Here is a 23024-nt window from a genome sequence, read left to right as displayed (position 1 = left end):
TTGATCCGCGACAGCATTTCGCGAGACGAAATACGCATCAAAATGAGTGGGACAAAACCCACGCGGGAGGGAATATGCGCGCAGCGATCTTCAGGAACGGCGAGATTGTCGTCGACCGGGTGCCCGAGCCGAAGCCCGGCGCCGGCCAGGTGCTGGTCAAATCGCTCGCCTGCGGCATCTGCGGTTCCGATCTGCACGCACGCAAGCATGCCGACCGCATGGTGGAGCTGAGCAAGTTCCTGCCCGGTCGCACGCCGATGGATCTGTCGCGCGACGTCGTGTTCGGCCATGAGTTCTGCTGCGAGGTCCTCGACTACGGCCCGAACACGACGCGCAAGCTGAAGCCCGGGACGAAAGTGTGCTCGCTGCCGGCGCTGCTGACGCCGGAGGGCCCGAAGGGCATCGGCTATTCCAACGATTATCTCGGCGGCTATGCCGAGCAGATGCTGCTCAGCGAGCCGCTGCTGCTCGAAGTGCCGAACGGGCTTGCGGCCGAGCACGCCGCGCTCACCGAACCGCTTGCGGTCGGCGTGCATGCGGTGGCGATGGCCAACATCCAGGGCGGCGAGGTGCCGTTGGTGATCGGCTGCGGACCGGTCGGGCTGGCGGTGATCGCGGCGCTGAAGATCAGGGGGCTCGGACCGATCGTTGCTGCGGATTATTCGCCGGCGCGGCGCCTGCTCGCCGAGAAGATGGGCGCCGATGTGGTGGTCGATCCCGCCAGGACGCAGCCCTATGCGAGCTGGGCCGAGCACGCCCAGATGACCGATGCGGAGAAGGCGGCGCGTCCGCCGATGCAGGCGCTGCTGCCGCCGCTGAAGCCTGCGCTGATCTTCGAATGCGTCGGCGTGCCCGGCGTGCTGCAGCAGGTGTTCGAGGGCGCCCCGCGCAGCGCCCGTGTCGTCGTGGTCGGCGTCTGCATGGAGACCGACAAGTCCGAGCCGATGCTCGGCATCATCAAGGAGCTCAACGTCCAATATGTGCTCGGCTACACGCCCGAGGAATTCGCCTATTCGCTGCGCCTGATCGCGGAAGGCCAGGTCGATGCCGCCTCGCTGGTCACTGGCCGCGTCGGCATCGACGGCGTCGCGCAGGCGTTTGCCGATCTCGCCAATCCCGAGGCGCACACCAAGATCCTGGTCGAGCCGTGGCGCTGATCTGGCGTTGAACGCGGCGCTAAACTGATGGCCAGGGGCGCGGTTTGCATTTCGTGACGCCGAATCTATAGTTCGCTGTCTCGTATCGCACTGACAGCACGTACCTCATGCGAATTTCGATCATCACGGGAGGCGGCTCCGGCATCGGCGCCGCAGTCGCGCGCCGGCTCGCCGGCCCCGCTCAATCCCTGATGCTGCACGGACAGGGCGTCGAGGCCGCCGGCCTCGCGCGGCTGAATTCGGTCGCGGAGGAATGCCGCAGCAAGGGCGCGAAGGTCGAGGTGAGCACCGGCGATCTCGCCAAGGCCGGCGCCGGCACCGCGCTGGTCGCGGCAACGCGGGCCGCGTTCGGTCCGATCGACGCCATCGTGCACGCCGCGGGTTTTGCCGACCGGCGCGAATTCTTAAGCCTGCCGCGCGAGGCGCTGGAGCGCGCCTTCGCGGTGATGGCGGCGGCCTTCCATGAAATCGCGGCGGCGGCGCTGTCTGACCTTACGCGCAGCGCGCAAGGCCGCGTTGTCGCGGTGTCGAGCTTCGGGCCGCATCGCTTCGTGCCCGGCGCCACCTATCCGGCATCGGCCGCCGCGAAGGCCGCGCTCGAGGTGCTGGTGAAGTCGCTCGCGATCGAGCTCGCCGCGTCAGGCGCCACCGCCAACGCCGTGATGCCGGGCTACACCCGCAAGGATCCCGGCCTGTTCGGCGCGCTTGATACCGCGACCTGGGAGAGCGTCGCAAAGGCCAATCCGATGCAGCGGCTGGCCGAGGCCGACGAGGTCGCGGCCGTCGTCGCCTTCCTGCTGTCGCCGGAAGCATGCCACGTCACTGGCGCGACGCTGCCGGTCGATGGCGGCCTGACCTTGATGTGACGCCATGAGCGAGGGCGAACCAACAGAGCAGGTCGATGTTGCGGTGCTCGGTGCCGGCATGGTCGGCGTCTCGGCGGGCCTCGCCGCGCAACAGCGCGGGCTCTCCGTCGTCGTCGTCGATCGCCGCGAGCCCGGCAGCGAAACCTCCTACGGCAATGCCGGCATCATCTCCTCGGGCTCGATCCTGCCGCTCAATACGCCGTCGCTGCTGAAGAACCTGCCGAAATATCTGACCAACGCGCATCCGGCGCTGCGCTGGAACATTGCGTGGGCGCTCGCCAATACCGGCTGGGTGATCCGCTTCCTCGCGGCGGCAACGCCGTCGCAGACCAAACCGCGCGCCGCCGCGCTGCACGGCCTGATCAGGACCTCGCTGAAGCTGCATCGCGACTGGATCGTGCAGGCCGGCGCCGGCCATCGCATCCGCGAAACCGGCTGGCTCAAGGCCTGGCGCAGCGACGGGCTCGCCGCCGCCCAGGCTGAGCAGGCAGCGCTCGCCGAGTTCGGCATCCGGAGCGAGGTGCTTGATCGGCAGGCGATCTCCGCGCTCGAGCCCAACATCATTCCTGCCTATAGCGTCGGCCTGCTGCACACGCAGACGGCATCGGTCGATTCACCCGGCGCAGTGGTCAAGGCCTACGCGCAGATGTTCGCCGCTGGCGGGGGCACGATCAGGCAATCCGGAATCCGGCGGATCGAGCCGCACGGCGACGGCTGGCGCGTGCAGCTCGCCGACGGCGAGATCGCCGCGCGCCATGTCGTGGTCGCGCTCGGGCCGTGGTCGGCCGAGCTGCTGCAGCCGCTCGGCTATCGCGTGCCGCTGGCGTTCGAGCGCGGCTATCATCAGCATTTCGTGCCGAACCCGGCACGCAAATTGCTGCGGCCGATCCATGATGCGGAGGGCGGCTTTCTGATGACGCCGATGGAGCAGGGCGTTCGCGTCACCAGCGGCGTCGAGCTCACTGCGCGCGATGCGCCGTCGAATTTTTCGCAGCTCGAGGCGGTGGTGCCGATGGCGCGCAGCGTAGTCGAATTCGGCGATGCGGTCGGCGAGCGCTGGCGCGGCGCGCGGCCGACGCTGCCCGATAGCCTGCCGATGATCGGCGCGGCGCCGCGACATCGCGGGCTCTGGTTCGCCTTCGGCAACCAGCATATCGGCTTCACCACCGGCCCCGGAACGGGCGCCGCAATTGCGGCGATGATCGCGGGCGATGCGCCGCCGTTCGAGGTGCGGGCATTTTCGCCCGCCCGGTATATCGCGTGACTCGCGCGAGACCGCCTGCAATGCTTGGCGATCAAGCGCGCGGCAACCGAGGGGCAGGATGAACTACGTCTGGGATTTCGGCATCCTTGCCAAGTACAGCCATCTGTTCTGGCTCGGGCTCGGCTGGACCATCGCCTACACGATCGGCACCATCATCCTCGGGACCCTGATCGGCTTGATCGTCGGCATGCTGCGGCTGCGGCGCATTCCCGTGATCGACTGGCTCCTGATCGCCTATATCGAATTGTTCCGCTGCACGCCGCTGCTGGTGCAGATCATCTGGTTCTACTACGCGTTTCCGGTCGTGATCGGCGTCAACATCCCGGCGCATGTCGCCGCCGTCAGCGTGCTGTCGCTCTATGGCGGCGCATTCTACGCCGAGATCGTGCGCGGCTCGATCGAGAGCGTGCCGGTCGGGCAGTGGGACGCGGCGAAGGCGCTCGGCTTCCGCGGCTGGCGCCTGATGCGGCTCGTGATCCTGCCGCAGGCGCTGAAGCCGATGATGGCGCCCTATGTCAACCAGTCGGTCACGCAGCTCAAGAACACCTCGCTGGTCTCGATCATCGCGGTACCCGATCTCGTCTACAACGCGACCTTGATCAACGCCGACACCTACCGGCCGCTCGAGGTCTACACCATCGTGGCGCTGATCTATTTTGCGATCCTGTTCCCGTCGACGCTGGTGGCGAGGCGGTTGGAGCGCGGGCTGACCTACGACAAGGTGTGAGTTGCCTGACCTCTCCCGCTTGCGGGGGAGGTCGGATCGCATCGTTAGGTGCGATCCGGGTGGGGGCTCTCTCCATACATAGGGTGTCGCTTGTGGCGACACCCCCACCCCGGCCCTCCCCGCAAGCGGGAGAGGGAGATCACTGCCGTCTCGGCAATCGCCTCAGATACTCAACTCCACCGGTACATCCTCGGGCTTGACGCCGGCAAGGCCGAGGCCCTTGACGAACCATTCGCGCATCTGGCCGATGCCGCGGTTGTAGTCGATCCACACCGAGAGAAAATCGCGCCAGCGCTTGTCGGCTTCGCGCCGTACCGCCGTGCCGCTCGCGATCGTCACCGATGGCGAGGCCAGGATCTTGTAGGTGCCGAGGTTCGGGTTCTTGGCGATCGCGGTCAGCCCGAGCACCAGCGCGTTGACCACGCAATCGACGCGACCCGACGACATTTCCAGCATCACCTCGTCGCGCGACTTCAGCGACTTGATGGTGGCGTTCGGCGCAAAGCGGCGCGCCACCGCCTCGTTGGCCGAGCCGACGTCGACCGCGATCTTGACCTCGGGCTTGTTGATGTCGGCCCAGGTCTTGGCTTCCAGCCCCTTCCTCAGCATCGCGCCGAACGGATGCGGGAACACCAGATTGGTGAAATCGACCACCAGCGCGCGCTGCGGCGTCGGGTTGAGCGCGAAGCCGAGGTCGATCTTGTTGGCCTGCAGATCAAGGATTGAATTGCCGTAGGTCGACTCGACATATTCCAGCTTGACGTCGAGCAGTTTGACCAGGTCGTTGGCCATCTCGATCGAGAAGCCGGACCAGGTGCCCGACGCGAGGTCCTTGTTGAAATAGGGCAGCTCGCCCGGCAGCACCGCGATCCGCAGCACCTTGTTGGCCCGGATGCGATCCAGCGTGTTGTCGGCTGGCGTCTGCGCCGAGGCCGGCGTTGCCATCGCGGCCGCGAGCGCCGCGCCGCTGCCGATCCCGAGCGCATAGCGCAGCGCGTCGCGGCGATCTTCGGAGATTTTGATGTCGTCGGATTGAGTCAAGCGGGCCTCCCTGCACCAGATCGGGGGAAGCCTAGCGTCGGTATCCGGTGCCAGCAAGTGCGCGCGCCTGCACCATTGGTAGGCAAGGCGAGGGCGCGGTCGCCTACGTGCCGGACTTCACCTCTCCCGCTTGTGGGGGAGGTCGAATAAGCCGCGAACCGCGCCCTTAGGGGTTAGCAACGATAGGTCATGTTCGCCCCTGTGACCGAAGAAAAGAAAACGGCGGGGAAGCTCAGTTCGGCTACCCAATCGAGCACTTGGTTGTCTGTCTGGGTTTCTGGACTTGAAAGGTGTGGAAATTGAAAAAGCACCGTCCCGTGAATGTCCAAAAGAACGAGACGATCGATAACCCAAACATCACCGTCGTCGGTCGAGAAAAATTTTGCCAGCAATTCTGCTGTTCCGTCAGAACGAAGCCTGAGAGTGGGGCCGTTGTTCAGGGTGCCGTTCAAGAAGCCGGACAGCTTGCAATCGCCGTAACGAATAGGCGCGCTCCAACTGAGGTCAAGGGTTTGGATAGCATGTGTCGCAACACCCTTATAGCTTTTTGGCTGGTCGGTCGCCGAGCTTTTGCTTTCAAGATGTTCTTTCAACATAGCGTACGCCTCCTTCTAGCCCGCGAATTGCGAGCAACCTCTGGTTTAAAGGGAGGGCGCAAAAGGACCAGTGAGCTGCCTCACAATCTCCAATCGCGATTTAGTGATCCTCCCCGTAAGCGGGGGAGGACAGAGCGTGCTCGTGCCCAGAATCAATATCGTCCCGGCACGTACATCTCCTGCGGGATCGGGCCGCGGTGATAGTCCGGGTTGCGCACCCGCGGCGGCAGCACCACCGGCTGGTGGGTGACCGCCTGATAGGGGATCAGGCTCAAGAGATGCGAGATGCAGTTGAGCCGGGCGCGCTTCTTGTCGACTGCATCGACGATCCACCACGGCGAGTCCTGCAGGTGCGTGCGTTCCAGCATCGTTTCCTTCGCCTTGGTGTAGAGCTCCCAGCGGGTCCGCGCCTCGACGTCCATCGGGCTCAGCTTCCACTGCTTCAGCGGATCCTGGATCCGCATCGAGAAGCGGAACGCCTGTTCCTCGTCGGTGATCGAGAACCAGTATTTCAGGAGGACGGTGCCGGAGCGGATCAGCATGCGCTCGAATTCCGGCACCGAGTTGAAGAATTCCTCATACTGCTCGTCGCTGCAGAACCCCATCACCTTCTCGACGCCGGCGCGGTTGTACCAGCTGCGGTCGAACAGCACGATCTCGCCGCCGGCCGGCAGATGCGAGACATAGCGCTGGAAGTACCATTGCGTGCGCTCGCGCTCGTTCGGCGCCGGCAGCGCCGCGATCCGGCAGACCCGCGGGTTGAGCCGCTGGGTGATGCGCTTGATCACGCCGCCCTTGCCGGCGGAATCGCGGCCCTCGAACAGCACGACGACCTTCTTCTTCTCGTGCTGCACCCAGTCCTGCAGCTTGACCAGCTCGCCCTGCAGCCGCAGCAATTCGCGGAAATAGAACTTGCGGTCGATCGACGGCCTGCCGGCGGCGCCGTCATGGTCGAGCTCGTCGAGCCTCACGTCGTCGAGCTCGAGCTCGAGTTCCTCGTCGAGGCTGTCGGCCATCTCCTGATGGATGCGGGCGCGCAAGGCTTCATCCCGGGAGGCTTCGTCGGTGAGGGCGGAGGTCGTCATGAAGGTCCGTCTTTCAGTGTGTTAGATGGATCGGACGGCAGCATTGACGGGCGATGTTACCCCTCTATGACAATGCCGTGACCGCTGTTTCACGCCGCCGGGCGGACTGTGCTAACAAGCCGACAAAACCAAAAAGGGAGATGTGCCGATGATTTCGCTCACGCCAAAAGACGTCCTGCCGGAGGACGGCACCGCCGGCACGCTGGTCGGGCGGGTCTGGTTGCCGCAGGCCGGCGGGCCGGCCGTCGTCGCGGTGCGGGCAGACGGTGTGTTCGATGTCACGGCGCGGTTCCCGACGGTGAGCGCGCTCTGCGAGGAAAGCGATCCCGCGGCCGCGCTGCGCGCCACGGGCGGCGAGCGGATCGGCGATTTCGAGGCGATCCTCGCCAACACCCCGCCCGACAGCCGCGACAAGGCCAGGCCGCACCTGCTGGCGCCGGTCGATCTCCAGGTGCTGAAGGCCGCCGGCGTCACCTTCGCGATCTCGATGCTGGAGCGCGTGATCGAGGAGCGGGCGCGCGGCAATCCGTCCTCGGCGGACGCGATCCGCAAGGAGGTGGTGCGCCTGGTCGGCGACGATCTCTCCAAGCTGAAGCCCGGCTCCGAGCAGGCGATGAAACTGAAGCAGGTGCTGATCGATCAGAATGCCTGGAGCCAGTATCTCGAGGTCGGCATCGGTCCCGACGCCGAAGTGTTCACCAAGGCGCCGACGCTGTCCTCGGTCGGATCAGGCATGGATGCCGGGCTGCATCCGAAGTCGACCTGGAATAATCCGGAGCCGGAGGTCGTGCTTGTTGTCTCCGCCGCCGGCAAGATCGTCGGCGCCGCGCTCGGCAACGACGTCAATCTGCGCGACTTCGAGGGGCGCTCGGCGCTCTTGCTGTCGAAGGCCAAGGACAACAACGCGTCCTGCGCGATCGGTCCGCTGCTCCGGCTGTTCGACCAGACCTTCTCGCTCGACGATGTCAGGAAGATGGATGTCGGCCTGACCGTGACTGGCGCGGACGGCTTCGTGCTCGAGGGCCATTCCTCGATCAGCAAGATCAGCCGCGACCCGACCGATCTGGTCGCCCAGACCATCGGCCCCGTGCATCAATATCCTGATGGATTTGCGCTGTTCCTCGGCACGATGTTCGCGCCGGTCAAGGATCGCGATGCCAAGGGCGAGGGCTTTACCCACAAGCGCGACGACATCGTGACCATCGCCGCACCACAGCTCGGCAAGCTGGTCAACCGGATGCGCAATAGCGACGAATGCGAGCCCTGGACCTTCGGCGTCGGTGCGCTGATGAAGAACCTCGCACAGCGCAAGGTGCTGTGAGGATCGGGACGGGACGGCGACTCCACTACCTCGGCTGCTTCGTCGGCCGTGTGCGGCCTGTCGCGTGCGCGGCAGGTCGGCGCCGGGTTGCGCCGACAATCCGGTGACGTTCAGCCGCCTCTCGCAGCGCGTTGAACGACGACGATGGTGACTGTGCCGAAGCGGCGGCGTTGTCGAACATGTTCAGAAACCTGCGCGGCAGATCGACCGTGTGGCGCAACTTGAGCGCGTTAAAACACGCGGAATTTGCCGCTTTTTCCTAGCTTTATGTGAACCAGTTCATCCTCGTTCGCGCCGGTCCGCTCCAGCATATCGGCTCGACGCGAACAGAAGGAGTCGCGGACATGAGCGAGCAGCCATCAAACGGAATGCCCGATTGGCTCACCACCGATATGCTGGTCATTGCCGTATCACTGGCCATCATCGTGATTGGGATATGGATCGCGCCGTAGCCTGGTTGTCGCGGCGAGGCCGTCCAGCCGGGCAGGGCGCCAGCGCCAATCACTGAGTTGCCCGACGGCGCAAGCCTCTTTTGCAAAACGGAACGAGATGCAAAGCTCGGACGATTCACACACTCAGTGCCGTCCCTGCGAAAGCAGGGACCCATAACCCCAAATGCAAATTGTTAAGCGATGCTGCAACGGCGAGTCCCTCTCACAACAACTGCTGCGGCGTATGGGTCCCGGCCTTCGCCGGGACGACACTGTGGGGTTGGCGTCATTCGAGTGACCAACCAACGCCCTCACACCGGCAACGCCGTCGAATACTTCACCTGGCTCAGCGCAAAGCTCGACTCGATGGAGGCGATGCCGTCGAGCCGGGTCAGCTTGTTCTTCAGGAATGCCTCGTAGGAGGAAAGGTCGGCGGCGACGACGCGCAGCAGATAGTCGCGGTTGCCGGTCATCAGGTAGCATTCGAGCACCTCGTCCCATTTCGAGATCGCGCGCGCGAAGCGGTTGAGGTCTTCCTCCTTCTGCCGCGCCAGCTTGATCGAGATGAAGACGGAGACGTGCAGCCCGATCGACTTCTGGTCGACGGTTGCGATGTAGCGAGAGATCACGCCGCGCTCCTCGAGCAGCTTGACCCGGCGGTGGCAGGGCGACACCGACAGCCCGACCTTGTCGGCGAGTTCCTGCATGGTCATGCGGCTGTCGGTCTGGAGCAGACTCAGGATCTTGCGGTCGATGGCATCGAGGGCAGGCATTGGGATGAACTCGTTAGTTGAAGTCGGATCGTGGGAATTTATCCCAATTTTTGCTGTGCTGTCGCGTGGAATTGAGATTTTCGCCGCCGCCTGCGGCAGTAACATTCCGGCATATCGCCCGGAGCATTGCCATGGGAATCGCGCCCGAACGCCTCGACATGCTGTCTGCCCTGGCCCGCAAGGTGCTGTGGCTGTCGTCATGGACCATCCATCACGCCAACCATGTGCGGCCCTCTACCGACGGGTTGAAGGTCGGCGGCCACCAGGCCTCGTCGGCCTCGCTCGCCAACATCATGTCGGCGCTTTATTTCTCGGTGTTGCGCCCGCAGGACCGCGTCGCGGTGAAGCCGCATGCGAGCCCGGTGTTCCACGCCATCCAGTATCTGTTCGGCCACCAAACCCGCGATAAGCTGGAGAATTTTCGCGGCTACAAGGGCGCGCAGTCCTACCCCTCGCGCACCAAGGACAGCGACGACGTCGACTTCTCGACCGGCTCGGTCGGCCTCGGCGTAGCGCAGACGCTGTTCGCCTCGCTGGTGCAGGATTACGTCAAGGCGCATGGCTGGCTGCAGGACCGGCCGGAGGGCCGCATGATCGCGCTGGTCGGCGACGCCGAGATGGACGAGGGCAACATCTTCGAGGCGCTGCTCGAAGGCTGGAAGCACGGCCTGCGCAACACATGGTGGGTGGTCGACTACAACAGGCAGTCGCTCGACGCCGTGGTGCGCGAGGGATTGTGGGCCAAGTTCGAGACCATGTTCCGCAACTTCGGCTGGGACGTGGTGATCGTGAAGTACGGCAAGCTGATGCTCGAGGCGTTCGCCGAGCCCGGCGGCGAGGCGCTGCGGCGCTGGATCGACAACTGCCCGAACCAGATGTACGCCGCGCTCTGCTTCCAGGGCGGCGCCGCGTTCCGCAAGCATCTGCGCGACGACATCGGCGACCAGGGCGAGGTGTCGGCGCTGATCGAGCGCCGCAGCGACGACGAGTTGCTGGCGCTGATGTCGAATCTCGGCGGCCACGACATGGCGAGCATGATCGAGGCCTTCGAGGCGATCGACCATGATCGGCCGGTCTGCTTCATCGCCTATACCATCAAGGGTGTCGGCCTGCCGATGCAGGGCCACAAGGACAACCACGCCGGCCTGATGACGGTCGCCCAGATGGAGAAATGGCGCGCCGCGCAGAATATCCGCCCCGGCCACGAGTGGGACAAGTTCGAGGGCCTTTCGCAGGAGCCTGCGAAGCTCGAGGCCTTCCTGGCCGAGGCGCCGTTCAACCGCGAGGGGCGCCGCCGCCTGTCGGCGCCAGAAATCGACGTGCCGGAACGGCTGGCCTTCAAGGCCTCGGCGCAGATGTCGACGCAACAGGGTTTTGGTCTCGTGCTGCACGAGCTGGCGCGCGGCGATAGCGAACTCGCCTCGCGCATCGTCACCGCATCGCCCGATGTCACCGTGTCGACCAACCTCGGCGCCTGGGTCAACCGCCGCGGCCTGTTCGCGAAGGCGGAGAACCACGACCTGTTCCGGCAGGAGAAGATCCCGTCGGCCTACACCTGGGAATATTCGCCGAAGGGACAGCATCTCGAGCTCGGCATCGCCGAGATGAATCTGTTCATCATGCTGTCGGCGCTCGGCCTGTCGCACCAGATCAACGGCGCGCGGCTCTTGCCGGTCGGCACGCTGTACGATCCCTTCATCGAACGCGGCCTCGATGCGCTGAACTATGCCTGTTACCAGGATGCCCGCTTCATGGTGGCGGCGACGCCGTCGGGCATCTCGCTGGCGCCGGAAGGCGGCGCGCATCAGTCGATCAAGACGCCCTTGATCGGCATCGGGCAGGACGGGCTCGCCTCGTTCGATCCGGCCTTCGTCGATGAACTTGCCGTGATCATGGGCTGGGGGTTCGGCCACATGCAGCGCGAGGGCGCCGAGGGTGGTTCGGTTTACTTGCGACTCTCGACGCGTACGCTGGAGCAGCCGCAACGGATCATGACCCCGGACCTGCAGCGCGACATCACCGACGGCGCCTACTGGATGCGCAAGCCGGGTCCGAACTGCGACATCGTCATTGCGTATACCGGCACCGTCGCGCCGGAGGCGATCGAGGCGGTCGGCCTGATCGGCGAGAGCCACCGCGACGTCGGTCTGCTGGCGGTCACCTCCGCCGACCGGCTCTATGCGGGTTGGTCCGCCGCGCGGAATTTGCGCCGCGACCGCCGCGGCGCGCAGCATTTGAGTCATATCGAGCGCATGCTGGCGCCGCTCGGCCGCGACTGCGGCATTGTGACCGTGATCGACGGCCATCCGGCAACGCTCGGCTGGCTCGGCAGCGTGCGCGGCCACCGTGTCGAGGCGCTCGGTGTCGAGCATTTCGGCCAGACCGGCACGATCGGCGACCTCTACCGCCACTACGGCATCGACGCCAACGCCATCATCGACGCGGCGGAAAGCGTCTCGGTCGGCGCCCCGGTGCGGCATCGCAAGATGGCGGTGTAGCCACATCGTCGTCCCGGCGAAGGCCGGGACCCATTACCACAACTGGCAGCAAGTAAACGCGACTCGTTCTAACAGCACCCTTTACCAATTGCCGGCGGAGTTTATGGGCCCCGGCCTTCGCCGGGGCGACGAGACCAACCTTGCCACCTGCGCGATAGCGACATTATATGCTGTTCGCGCGCACGAGCCGCGTCCCGCATATGGCGGGTTCAATTCGCCGGGCTTTCGTGCAAGGATGCCTGCCGAACGCTTTCGTTCCCCATTCCATACGCCCCGTACAAGAGGTTTCCGATGGTCAATCGCATGCAATTCTACATCGACGGCGCCTGGGTCGATCCCGTCGTCAAAGGCAAGTCCACCCCGGTCGTCAATCCGGCGACCGAAGAAGCGATGTATGAGATTGCGCTCGGCTCCAAGGCCGATGTCGACAAGGCAGTCGCCGCCGCCAAGCGCGCCTTCGAGACCTTTTCCCGGACCAGCCGCGAGGAGCGCGTCGCGCTGCTCACCAAGATCGTCGAGGTCTACAAGGGCCGCATGAAGGAGATCGGCGCCGCCGTCTCCGACGAAATGGGCGCGCCGTTGCCGATGGCCGAGAAGCTGCAGGCCGGCGCCGGCCTTGGCCACCTCATGAACACCCTCGAAGTGCTGAAGAAGTACGAGTTCGAGGAGACCATGGGCACCGCCGTGATCGTGCGCGAGCCGGTCGGCGTCGTCGGCATGATCACCCCCTGGAACTGGCCGCTCAACCAGATCGCCTGCAAGGTCGCGCCCGCGCTTGCCGCCGGTTGCACCATGATCCTGAAGCCGTCGGAGTTCACCCCGACCTCGGCGCTGATCTTCGCGGAAATCCTCCATGAAGCCGGCGTGCCGAAGGGCGTGTTCAACCTGCTCAACGGCCTCGGCCCGGAGGTAGGTGCGGCGATGAGCGAGCACCCGGACATCGACATGATCTCGTTCACCGGTTCGACCCGCGCCGGCGTCGACGTCGCCAAGCGTGCGGCCCCGACCGTGAAGCGCGTCAGCCAGGAGCTCGGCGGCAAGTCGCCGAACGTGATCCTCGACGGTGCCGACCTGACCAAGGCGGTGACCGGCGGCGTGATGCACATGTTCAACAACTCGGGCCAGTCCTGCAACGCGCCGTCGCGCATGATCGTGCCGCTCTCCAAGATGAAGGAAGTGGCCGCCATCGCGAAGGGCGTCGCCGACAAGACCAAGGCCGGCGATCCGCGTGCCGACGGCACGACGATCGGTCCGGTGGTCAACCGCGGCCAGTGGGACAAGATCCAGGCGCTGATCCAGAAGGGCATCGACGAGGGCGCAACGCTGGTCGCCGGCGGCCCGGGCCTGCCCGAGGGCGTCAACAAGGGCTTCTATGTCCGTCCGACCATTTTCGCCGACGTCACCAATGACATGACGATCGCCCGCGAAGAGATCTTCGGACCGGTGCTGACCATCCTCGGCGCCAAGGACGAAGCCGACGCGGTGAAGATCGCCAACGACACGCCGTATGGTCTCGCCGGTTACGTCTCCGCCGACACCGTGGAAACCGCGCGCCGCGTCGGCCGCCAGATCCGCGCCGGCAACGTCAACCTGCAGGGCGTGCCGAACGAGCGCACCGCGCCGTTCGGCGGCTACAAGCAGTCCGGCAACGGCCGCGAGTGGGGCCGCTACGGTCTGGAAGAATATCTCGAGGCCAAGGCGGTCGCCGGCTACAACGCCGCGTAAGCCGAGCCACGAGAGACGCGACTTTTGGCGCCGGGGCAGGCAACTGCTCCGGCGTTAGCCATTTTGGGGGCGCAAGGTCTTGAAGAGTGCGAATCTTGCGAAGATGAAGGTTGCAGTCTCGCCGTCATTGCGAGCGAAGCGAAGCAAAGCAATCCATCTCTCCTCACGGGCGGACAGATGGATTGCTTCGTCGCTTCGCTCCTCGCAATGACGGCCGGGCTAGCCGCCGAGCGCGCCTTGGGTGTTGACGTAGAGCGCATAGATCGACTGGCTCGCCGCCATGAACAGGCGGTTGCGCTTGACGCCACCGAAGCAGAGGTTGGCGCAGCGCTCCGGCAGCGCGATGCGGCCGATCATGACGCCGTCGGGCGCGAACACGACGACGCCGTCGAGTTCGGGATCACCCATGCCCCAGCCGCACCACAGATTGCCGTCGATGTCGCAGCGCATGCCGTCGGGCGTGCCCGGGCCGGCGTCGATGAAGACGCGCTTGTTGGAGATCGTCTTGCCGTCGGCTGCGACGTCATAGGCGAGAATCTTGCGGTTCGGCTCGCCGCGGGATTCGACGACGTAGAGGATCTTCTCGTTCGGCGAGAAGCACAGCCCGTTCGGCCCCAGCACGCCCTCGGCGACGATGGTGGCCTTGCCGGTTTCGGGATCGAGCCGGTAGACGTTGGGCTCGATCTCGGGATCGGCCTTGTAGCCTTCGTAGTTGCCGAGCAGGCCGAAGATCGGATCGGTGAACCAGATCGAACCGTCGGATTTCACCACGACGTCGTTCGGCGAGTTCAGCCGCTTGCCGCCGAAGGAGTCGATCAGCACCGTGATCGATCCGTCATATTCGGTGCGCACCACGCGGCGGCCGCCATGCTCGCAGGTGATCAGCCGGCCCCGGCGATCGCGGGTGTTGCCGTTGGCGAAGTTCGACGGCTTGCGGAAGATGCTGACCGCGCCGGTCTCTTCCTCCCATTTGAGGATGCGCTGGTTCGGGATGTCGCTGCACAACAGATAGCGGCCGTCGCCGAACCACACCGGACCTTCGGCCCAGCGCAGGCCGGTCGCGATGCGCTCGACGGCGGAGAGTTTCAGCCAGTATTTCTCGAAACGCGGATCGAGCGCGCGGATCGCGGGATCGGGATAGCAGGTCGCGGGACGCCAGCCGGCGGAATGAACATCGGACATTTGCTGTTCTCGTTGTTGTGTTTCGATGGTGTTTCCTTGAGCGCCTGGTTTGCTATCATTGTCGGCCTGCGACCGCAATTCGATCGCAGCAATCAGGAAAGAAGAGGGACGGCATGCCACGCATATTGATGACCGGCGCATCAGGGGGAATCGGAACGAGCCTGCGCAAGCTGCTGCCGCCGATCTATCCGGATCTCCTGCTGAGCGATATCAAGCAGCCCTCCGATCTCGGCAGCAACGAAAAGTTCAAGGCGGCCGATCTCGCCGACCTCGCACAGGTCGAGGCGATCTGCGAAGGCGTCGACGGCATTCTGCATTTCGGCGGCTATTCGGTCGAAGGCCCCTGGGACGCGATCCTGCAGTCCAACATCATCGGCTGCTACAATCTGTTCGAGGCGGCGCGCAAAAAGGGCGTCAAGCGCGTGATCTTCGCCTCATCCAATCACGCGGTCGGGTTCTATCCGCGTCATCACCGCATCGGCACCGACGTCACCGCGCGGCCGGACAGTCGCTATGGTGTGAGCAAGGTGTTCGGCGAAGGCGTCGGCGCGCTCTATGCCGACAAGCACGGCATCAAGGTCACGTGCCTCCGGATCGGCAATTTCGGCGAGGCGCCGCTCGACCACCGCAGGCTCTCGATCTGGCTCAAGCCGGAAGACCTCGTCCAGCTCTGCCGCATCGGGCTCGAGCATCCCGACATCCATTTCGAGGTGCTGTACGGCGCGTCCTACAATGAGCGCTCGTGGTGGGACAATCACCGCGCCTACGATCTCGGCTATCGTCCGACCGGAAGGGCTGAAGATTTCCGCGAGCACGCGATGGCCGAGCAGGCCAAGCTGCCGCCGGATCCGGTCGGCGACTATTACCAGGGCGGCGCGTTCTGCAGCATGGAGTTCGACGGCGACAAGGAGAGGGTGATCGACTGGAAGAAGTGATCAATCCTCGCATTGCGGCAGTTGCTTCACGGATTCGGTGTGCTGCTGCGCCTCCTTCGAACCTTGCCCGGATGTCTTGGGCGGGCTGCCGGGCCCGTCAAAGGTCTCGGCGAAGTGCGTGAGGGGAAAGGCGAGGCTTATGGTCTGCCCGGTGAGGTTCTTGGCTTCGACAGCGATCGTCTGCGCGTGCTTCAGCCGCTCGATCATTTCGCCGTCGGCCTCGAGCGTGCCGCCGCAGCCGAGCGTGTAGCAATGCGGCCTCGCGATCTGGATCGGCTCGTCCTGATCGATGCGGAGGCTGATCGTGCCTTCCAGCATGGTCCGCGTTCCGACATTGGCGCTCACGATCGCGCGCTTGCTACTCTGCGGCGAGACGCTGAGTGTGCCGCCCGATGGCGAGCACTGACCGCGCGCGGCGGCGCCGACGAAGCAGCTCGCCTCTGTCAGGCACGTCTTGGTCCAGGGCTCGTAGGTGAGCTGCGTCGCGCGCGGATCGGCCGCTTCGCCGACGCCGCCGAGCGCAAGCTGCACGGTGAACGATCCAAGGAATATAGCCACATAGCGCATCGCCGTCTCCTTCACGAGCAGGCCGCCGCGTATCGCGCTATTGCGGCTTTTTGTCGTTGGAGATGCGGACGAGATAATCCGCCTTGCTGTACTGCATGTGATCGACGCAAAGCTGCGCCAGCGCCCAGCTGTCGCGGCCCTTCAAGAGCTCGATCATCAATTCGTGCTGGCGGCGCGACAATGCAAGGCCCTCGCTGTCGGCGAGATTCTTGGCGCGCATCGGCAGCGTCAGGTTCATGTAGTCCTGCAGCGAGCGGACCAGATAGGGATTGCCGCAGGCGGAGAATAGCGCGAGGTGGAACGCATCGTTGGTCTCGTGAATGCCGCGCATGTCCTGCGCCTCGGCCTTGATGCAGTAGTGCCGTTGCAGCTCGCTCAACTGGTCGATCAGGCTTTGCGGCGCGGGCAGGGCGATCATCAGCGCGGCCTGCCGCGTCAGCATCTCGCGCACCTCATAGATCTGCCGCACTTCCTCGGCCGAATAGAACCGCACCGTGGCGCCGACATTCTTCTCGCGCAGCACGATGCCCTGGCGCTCGAGCTGGAACAGGGCCTGGCGGACGAAATGCCGGCTCGCGCCGTAGCGCTGCATCAGGTTATCCTCGACCAGGCGCAAACCGGGCGCGAAGCGGCCGAAGATGATGTCCTCCTCCAGCCGGCGGATCACCTCCGCTTGTTCCTCCTCGCGCGAGGGGGCCTGGAGTTCGGGCAATGTGGGCTCGGCTGTCATGCGCTCTCGGCTTTGGATCGGTGCCTGAGGTCAGCATGGCGCCACGGTTATTGTCAATAATGGGGGCGATTTTGCCGCAGACCAGCCACCCGCCGCGACTGGATTATCTCATATTGACAATAATTCCTGCCGCTCCTTAAGTGCGGCCGAACAACCACGGGACGAGAAGAAAATGGCCGACGGACTTCGCAAGGGACTGACAAGCTATGGTGACGCCGGCTTCTCGCTGTTCCTGCGCAAGGCGTTCATCAAGGCGATGGGCTATTCTGACGATGCGCTCAATCGCCCGATCGTCGGCATCACCAACACCTACAGCGACTACAATCCCTGCCACGGCAACGTGCCGCAGATCATCGAGGCCGTGAAGCGCGGCGTGATGCTGTCGGGCGCGATGCCGTTCGTGTTCCCGACCATCTCGATCGCGGAGAGCTTTGCGCACCCGACCTCGATGTATCTGCGCAACCTGATGGCGATGGATACCGAGGAAATGATCCGCGCCCAGCCGATGGATGCGGTGATCGTGATCGGCGGTTGCGACAAGACCTTGCCGGCGCAGATCATGGCCGCGATCAGCGCCGATCTGCCGACGGTGGTGATTCCGGTCGGGCCCATGGTCGTCGGCCATCACAAGGGCGAGGTGCTCGGCGCCTGCACGGACTGCCGCCGGCTGTGGGGCAAGTATCGCGCCGGCGAGATCGACGACAACGAGATCGAGGCGGTGAACGGCCGCCTCGCGCCCTCGGTCGGCACCTGCATGGTGATGGGCACTGCCTCCACCATGGCCTGCATCACCGAGGCGCTCGGCCTGTCGCTGCCGATGAGCGCGACGATCCCGGCGCCCCATGCCGAACGCTTCCGCTCCGCCGAGGCCAGCGGCCGCGTCGCCGCCGAGATGGCGAAGACCAAGGGACCGAAGCCGAGCGAGATCCTGACGCCGTCCTCGTTCCGCAACGCCCAGGTCGTCATGCAGGCGATCGGCGGCTCGACCAATGGGCTGATCCATCTCACGGCGATCGCCAACCGCTCGCCGCACAAGATCGACCTCGAGGCGTTCGACAAGCTCGGCCGCGAGGTCCCCGTGCTGGTCGACCTCAAGCCTTCGGGCGAACACTACATGGAGCATTTCCATCACGCCGGTGGCGTGCCGAAGCTGATGGCACAGCTCGGCGACCTGATCGATCTCGATGCCAAAACCATCACCGGCCAGACCTTGCGCGAGGTCGTCGCCAATGCCGAGGATGTGCCGGGGCAGGACGCGATCCGCTCCAAGGCGAACCCGATCAAATCCGAAGGCGCGATGGCGATCCTGCACGGCAATCTCGCGCCGCGCGGTGCCGTCATCAAGCAGTCGGCGGCGAGCCCGAAACTATTGCAGCACACCGGCCGCGCCGTGGTGTTCGAATCGGTCGAGGACATGACGCTGCGGGTCGACGATCCCGCGCTCGATGTCACCGCCGACGACGTGCTGGTGTTGCGCAATGCCGGCCCGAAGGGCGCGCCGGGCATGCCGGAGGCGGGTTACCTGCCGATCCCGAAGAAACTCGCGCGCGCCGGCGTGAAGGACATGGTCCGCATCTCCGATGCGCGGATGAGCGGCACCGCGTTCGGCACCATCGTGCTGCACATCACGCCGGAATCCGCGGTCGGCGGTCCGCTCGGGCTGGTGCGGAACGGCGACATGATCCGGCTCGATGTCGCCAAGCGCAGCATCGATCTGTTGGTCGACGAGGCCGAATTGCAGAAGCGCCGCGACGCGCTCGCGCCGGCCGGTTCGCCCGATTGGGCCAAGCGCGGCTACGCGCATCTCTTCAACGACACCATCCTGCAGGCCGACGAGGGCTGCGATTTCGACTTCATGCGCGCCAAGGGGAAGTAGCTTGCAAAGTTCGGCGCATCTGCTGAATTGTCGATAATTTCTGCGATGTGGTGCTCGTTGTCGCCTACGACGAGCTGATTGCCTCTGTTTTATTGACAATCCTGCGCGACTGGTGGGATGATCCCCCTCAATTAAAAACAGGGGGAACGTCGCGATGGGCTATTCAGCCAGGATCGTCGGGATTGCCATGGCCGCGGCAGCGCTGCTGCTTTCCGCGGGCGCCGGCGCGCAGGAAGTCAAGCACTACCGCTTCGCGCACGATCAGCAGCTCAACACCGGATACAGCGTGGCCTACGACATGTTCTCCGCCAAGCTCAAGGAGTTGAGCAAGGGGACCATGATCGTCGACCAGTATCCGGGAGCGCAGCTCGGACAGGAGCCGCAGCTGCTGCAGCTCGTGAAATCCGGAGACATTGAATTCGCCATCATCTCGTCGGCGAACACCGCGACTATCTCGCCGCAGGCCGGTGTGATGTCGCTGCATTTCCTGTTCCGCGACGCCAACCATGTGGTGAAGGCCCTTGCCGATCAGAAGGTGATTGACGCGATCAAGGCGATGATCGACGACACGTCGCAAGGCCTTCATGTCATCGCGACGGGCAGCCAAGGCGTAAGAAGCATCTACGCCAGGAAGGAAATCCACAACGTCAGCGACCTCAAGGGTGTAAAGATTCGCGTTCAGGCGACGGCTACGGAAGACACGATCTTCCCGGCTTACGCCGCGCAAACCGTCCATATGCCGTTCGGCAGCGTGTACACGTCGCTGCAGACCGGCGTCGTCGAGGCGGCGGAAAACAGCGTGAATGTTTACCTCGTCAATAAGCACTACGAAGTCGCGCCGGTGCTCTCGATGACCGAGCATGAGGCCAACAATGCGCTGTTGTTCATCAGCGACAGGCTGTGGCAGAGCCTTTCAGCCGAGCAGAAGGCCTGGGTGACGACAGCGGCCGCCGAGGTGAGCGCCAAGGAGCCGGCGAAGGCGTTCGAACTGGAGAAGAATGCGGCTGCAAAACTGAAGTCATTCGGCGTCAAGGTGGTCGAGGATGTGGACAAGAAGAGCTTTACCGCGATCGCCGATCCCTATCTCGACAAGCTCGCCAAGGATCTCGGGCCGCATGCGGAGAAGATTAAGAATTTGATCCGCGCGGTCAACTAGCCCACTTCCTGCGTCGTCCCGGCGAAGGCCGGGACCCATACGCCGCGGCTCGTCCATTGAAGCACCGGGCCGCCGTTCTTTCTCAAAGCATCAGGCGCCGGTGGTTATGGGTCCCGGCCTTCGCCGGGACGACATACGAGGACGGAGCATTCGATGGCCATCGCCGACACACTGGTGCTGCAACGGCAGCGGCATCTGAAATGGCGGGCGCTCGACCGGCTCGAGCTGATCCTGATGATGCTGTGCGGCCTGCTGTGCTTCGGCTTCTCGCTGTCGGTGACCGCCGATATCGTCACCCGCACCATCGGTCATCCCTGGCTGTGGCTGCAGGAGGTGACCTCGACGCTGTTCATCTACGCGATCTTCATCGGGGCCGCGGTCGCGACACGGCGCAACGACCATCTCTATCTCACCGCGATCTCCGAAGCGCTGCATGGCAGGTCGCGGCTGATCGTCGAGATCGTCATCCGTCTGGTGGTGCTGGGTGTCGCCTTCTGCCTGGTCTGGTACGGCTATCAAAATTACCTCCGAGGCTTCGGCAGCTTCCGCCTGCCGTCCGGTACGCCGATCGCCTCGCTCTATGCGGTGATCCCGCTGTCCGGCATCCTGATCGGCCTGTTCACGATCGAGCAGCTCGTCAATGGGATCCGCAATGGCTTCGACCATCCGGAGCCGCCGGATGACCACCTTCCGATTCCTGCGATCGATACCCGCGCGACGACGGGAGTGCAGCCGTGAGCGCACCGGTCGTGCTTGCGCTGATGTCGTTCTGCTTCCTGTTCTTCGGCTATCTCGGCGTGCCCGTGCCGTTCTCGCTGATGGCCGGCGTGTTCGTCGGCGCAGTGCTATCAGACGTCTCGCTGGCGGCGATCATCCAGAAGGTCTTCGACGGCGTCGATTCCGAGGCGCTGCTTGCGATCCCGTTCTTCCTGCTGGTCGGCGAGCTCATGAGCTCGGCAAATGTCGTGGTCCGCATCGCCAATCTGTCGGTCTCGCTGGTCGGTCACATCAGGGGCGGGCTGTCGCAGGTCGTTGTCGTCTTCAGCATGTTCTTCTCGGAAATGTCCGGTTCGACCACCGCCGATGTCGCGGTCATGAGCCGGGCGCTCGGCGGGCCGATGCGGCGGGAAGGGTATGAGCCGGCCTTCATCGCCGCGATCATCGCCTCGGCGTCGACGATCGCAGCGCTGGTGCCGCCGAGCATCACGGCGGTGGTCTATGGCGCGGTCGGCAATGTCTCGATCGCCGGGCTGTTCATGGCCGGTGTGGTCCCCGGGCTGATGATCGGCTTCGGGCTGATGATCTACTGCTACTTCTTCGGTCCCTCGGGCCTGCGCAAGCCGCGCGCGCCGCTGCGCCAGGTTGCGTTCGCCGCCGGTGACGCGGCGCTACCGATGATGATCCCGGTGATCCTGCTGGGCGGCATCCTGACCGGCTGGTTCACGCCGACCGAGGCCGGGGTCGTCGCGGTCGCCTACATCATCGTCGTGGTGATCCCGGCGCTGAACCGCGGGCACCTGAAGAAGATCCCGTATGATTTCTGCCTCGCCGGCCTGATCTTCTCGCTGCCGCTGATCACGATCGGTGCCGCGAACGCGTTCGGCTGGATGCTGGCCTATCTGCGCGGCGCGATCTACATCGCCGACTGGATCACCTCGATCGCCGGCAACGACCCGCATCTCATCATGCTTTTGATGGTGCTGCTGTTCACCGTGGTCGGCGACTTCATCGAGCCGGTGCCGACCATCATCATCTTCATGCCGCTGGTCAACGCGCTGACCCAGGCGGGCGACATCAACGGCGTGCATATGGGCGTGGTGCTGATCGCAACGCTGGCGTTCGGCCTGATCACGCCGCCGTACGGGCTCGTGCTGCTGATGGCCTCAAAATTCGTCGGCATCAGTTTTGCAAAAGCGTTGCGGGCGGCGCTGCCGATCTATGTCGTGTTCCTGGTCACGATCTGCTTCACGATCTATTTTCCGAAGGTCGTGCTGTGGCTGCCCAAGCAGGTGATCCCGGAATCGGTCGGCTGTTTCAAGGCACCCGGCGGCACCGGCTATATCTGTCCGAACTAGCCGGTCCGTCGCGCCTACTTCGACTTGCTGGTGAACTTCTTCACGGCGACGCGGAAATCGTCGGTATGCATCGCCGTGATGATCTTGTGTTCCTCGGCGTCGAGCTGCTGATTGGTCGGCGTGGTGGCGGCCTGATAGACCAGTGATTTGGTCCCCGCGATTGCGGCGGGCGGATTCTGCGCCAGGCGCTCGGCGAGCTGCCGCGTCGCTGCCTTCAGCTCGGCCGCGGGGACGGTCTTGACGACGAGACCCCATTCATAGGCCTGCTGCGCGGTGAAGCCATCCTCGGCCAGGAAAATCTGCAGCGCGCGGCGGGTACCGACCGTGCCGACGATGCCGACCGTGCTGCCGCCATCCGGCGATACGCCGATCTTGGCATAGGCGGGCGTGAAGCGGGCATCCTCTGCGGCGATACACAGGTCGGTCACGAACGCGAGGCCCATGCCGGCTCCGGCCGCCGAACCATGCACGCTGGATAGCACGATCTTCGGCATCCGCCGGACCGTCTCGATGAAGGCATGGTAGTGGTGAAGCATCTCGCCGACCACGGGGGCGACATTGTTGGCTTCGGTCGCGGCGCCGATGGTCTGCAAATCGCCACCGGCGCAGAAGGCGCGGCCTTCGCCCTCGATGACCAGTACGCGAACGTCCTTGTTGGCTTCGACCTCGGCGCTGAGCTGCTCGAGCTTCTTGGCAATCGTCATGTCGATCGCGTTGAACGCGGCCGGCCGGTTCAGTGTGATGGTCGCGATGGCGCCGTCGATGCGGAGCAAAGCGGGGTCGGTGGCGGAGGGGGCGGGTGCTGGCATATTGAAGACCTTGGGCTTGTTGGTTCCGGACATTTAAGGCCTTGGCGGGAGCCGTGGCAATCCGGCCCGGCGCCCGGGGGCCGCGGGCGCGCCCAGAATCGCCTGGGACCCCCTTGCATCGGTACGAGCCATGAGGCCAAATGGCGTGCGCCTTCGGTACGCAGACACGAGCGCTGTGGGGACGGGGCAAGCAAGCTAACATCGACAAGA

Annotated in this window: 20 protein-coding genes; 12 read left to right on the top strand and 8 right to left on the bottom strand. The window is 64.6% G+C overall.

Translation table 11 applies throughout. The features are described from left to right. The first annotated feature begins 74 nt into the window (after nt 1–74). The 4 genes from J2R76_RS15275 (at nt 75) to J2R76_RS15260 (ending at nt 4014) form a co-directional block, all read left to right on the top strand. On the top strand, nt 75–1157 hold the full coding sequence (locus J2R76_RS15275; protein WP_141340327.1) for a zinc-binding dehydrogenase: 1083 nt from the start codon (nt 75–77) through the stop codon (nt 1155–1157). A 107-nt stretch (nt 1158–1264) separates the two neighbouring features. Next, nucleotides 1265–2023, top strand: a complete 759-nt coding sequence (locus tag J2R76_RS15270) for an SDR family NAD(P)-dependent oxidoreductase (RefSeq protein WP_076827011.1) — start codon at nt 1265–1267, stop codon at nt 2021–2023. Nucleotides 2024–2027: 4 nt separating this feature from the next. Then, entirely contained in the window at nt 2028–3287 is a 1260-nt protein-coding gene (locus J2R76_RS15265; RefSeq protein WP_057017507.1) for an FAD-binding oxidoreductase, read from the top strand. 58 nt (nt 3288–3345) lie between these two features. Then, on the top strand, nt 3346–4014 hold the full coding sequence (locus J2R76_RS15260) for an amino acid ABC transporter permease (RefSeq protein WP_016839817.1): 669 nt from the start codon (nt 3346–3348) through the stop codon (nt 4012–4014). Nucleotides 4015–4176: 162 nt separating this feature from the next. On the opposite strand, the gene J2R76_RS15255 is transcribed toward J2R76_RS15260, so the two are convergent. The 3 genes from J2R76_RS15255 to ppk2 all read right to left on the bottom strand — a co-directional run bounded on the left by J2R76_RS15255 (nt 4177) and on the right by ppk2 (nt 6736). After that, a complete protein-coding gene (locus tag J2R76_RS15255; RefSeq protein WP_076827009.1) occupies nt 4177–5055 on the bottom strand; it encodes a transporter substrate-binding domain-containing protein in 879 nt (292 codons plus the stop codon). Between the two features lie 173 nt (nt 5056–5228). Next, on the bottom strand, nt 5229–5651 hold the full coding sequence (locus J2R76_RS15250) for a DUF6294 family protein (protein WP_057017504.1): 423 nt from the start codon (nt 5649–5651) through the stop codon (nt 5229–5231). A 152-nt stretch (nt 5652–5803) separates the two neighbouring features. Then, entirely contained in the window at nt 5804–6736 is a 933-nt protein-coding gene (gene ppk2, locus J2R76_RS15245) for a polyphosphate kinase 2 (RefSeq protein ID WP_057017503.1), read from the bottom strand. Between the two features lie 148 nt (nt 6737–6884). Here ppk2 and J2R76_RS15240 point away from each other — a divergent pair, with 148 nt between their 5' ends. Then, nucleotides 6885–8057 (top strand): fumarylacetoacetate hydrolase family protein, encoded by a 1173-nt coding sequence (locus J2R76_RS15240; protein ID WP_057017502.1) that lies wholly within the window; start codon nt 6885–6887, stop codon nt 8055–8057. A gap of 742 nt (nt 8058–8799) precedes the next feature. Here the strand turns inward: J2R76_RS15240 and J2R76_RS15235 are convergent. Further along, the gene (locus J2R76_RS15235; RefSeq protein ID WP_016841346.1) at nt 8800–9261 is read right to left on the bottom strand and encodes an Lrp/AsnC family transcriptional regulator; all 462 of its coding nucleotides are present in this window, start codon (nt 9259–9261) and stop codon (nt 8800–8802) included. A 131-nt stretch (nt 9262–9392) separates the two neighbouring features. Here J2R76_RS15235 and J2R76_RS15230 point away from each other — a divergent pair, with 131 nt between their 5' ends. After that, nucleotides 9393–11759 carry a transketolase gene (locus tag J2R76_RS15230; RefSeq protein ID WP_076827006.1) on the top strand — a complete coding sequence of 789 codons (2367 nt, stop codon included), beginning with the start codon at nt 9393–9395 and terminating at the stop codon, nt 11757–11759. Between the two features lie 291 nt (nt 11760–12050). Next, the gene (locus tag J2R76_RS15225; protein ID WP_076827004.1) at nt 12051–13484 is read left to right on the top strand and encodes an aldehyde dehydrogenase family protein; all 1434 of its coding nucleotides are present in this window, start codon (nt 12051–12053) and stop codon (nt 13482–13484) included. 219 nt (nt 13485–13703) lie between these two features. Here the strand turns inward: J2R76_RS15225 and J2R76_RS15220 are convergent, their stop codons facing one another. Beyond that, a complete protein-coding gene (locus J2R76_RS15220) occupies nt 13704–14666 on the bottom strand; it encodes an SMP-30/gluconolactonase/LRE family protein (RefSeq protein WP_076827002.1) in 963 nt (320 codons plus the stop codon). Between the two features lie 113 nt (nt 14667–14779). On the opposite strand from J2R76_RS15220, the gene J2R76_RS15215 reads away from it, so the two are divergent. Then, on the top strand, nt 14780–15601 hold the full coding sequence (locus J2R76_RS15215) for an NAD(P)-dependent oxidoreductase (protein WP_050384739.1): 822 nt from the start codon (nt 14780–14782) through the stop codon (nt 15599–15601). Here the strand turns inward: J2R76_RS15215 and J2R76_RS15210 are convergent, their stop codons facing one another. Then, nucleotides 15602–16168, bottom strand: coding sequence for an invasion associated locus B family protein (locus J2R76_RS15210; protein WP_141340326.1), 567 nt, complete (start codon nt 16166–16168; stop codon nt 15602–15604). It abuts the gene before it with no gap. Between the two features lie 37 nt (nt 16169–16205). Then, on the bottom strand, nt 16206–16898 hold the full coding sequence (locus J2R76_RS15205) for a GntR family transcriptional regulator (RefSeq protein ID WP_057017495.1): 693 nt from the start codon (nt 16896–16898) through the stop codon (nt 16206–16208). A 172-nt stretch (nt 16899–17070) separates the two neighbouring features. Between J2R76_RS15205 and J2R76_RS15200 the strand changes: the two genes are divergently transcribed. The 4 genes from J2R76_RS15200 (at nt 17071) to J2R76_RS15185 (ending at nt 22005) form a co-directional block, all read left to right on the top strand. Next, a complete protein-coding gene (locus J2R76_RS15200; protein ID WP_076826998.1) occupies nt 17071–18774 on the top strand; it encodes an IlvD/Edd family dehydratase in 1704 nt (567 codons plus the stop codon). A 154-nt stretch (nt 18775–18928) separates the two neighbouring features. After that, on the top strand, nt 18929–19930 hold the full coding sequence (locus J2R76_RS15195) for a TRAP transporter substrate-binding protein (RefSeq protein WP_057017493.1): 1002 nt from the start codon (nt 18929–18931) through the stop codon (nt 19928–19930). A gap of 153 nt (nt 19931–20083) precedes the next feature. Continuing rightward, nucleotides 20084–20668 (top strand): TRAP transporter small permease, encoded by a 585-nt coding sequence (locus J2R76_RS15190; RefSeq protein WP_076826996.1) that lies wholly within the window; start codon nt 20084–20086, stop codon nt 20666–20668. Next, nucleotides 20665–22005: a TRAP transporter large permease gene (locus J2R76_RS15185; RefSeq protein WP_076826995.1), complete on the top strand. Its 1341-nt coding sequence runs from the start codon at nt 20665–20667 to the stop codon at nt 22003–22005. Before J2R76_RS15190 ends, J2R76_RS15185 begins: the two co-directional genes overlap by 4 nt. A 14-nt stretch (nt 22006–22019) precedes the next feature. On the opposite strand, the gene J2R76_RS15180 is transcribed toward J2R76_RS15185, so the two are convergent. After that, entirely contained in the window at nt 22020–22814 is a 795-nt protein-coding gene (locus J2R76_RS15180) for an enoyl-CoA hydratase/isomerase family protein (protein WP_057017572.1), read from the bottom strand. Nucleotides 22815–23024 lie beyond the last annotated feature (210 nt).

Source organism: Bradyrhizobium sp. USDA 4532 (assembly GCF_024171315.1).
GTDB lineage: Bacteria > Pseudomonadota > Alphaproteobacteria > Rhizobiales > Xanthobacteraceae > Bradyrhizobium > Bradyrhizobium australafricanum.
Note: the sequence above shows the minus strand (reverse complement) of the source record. Positions and strands in the feature narration are given on the sequence as shown.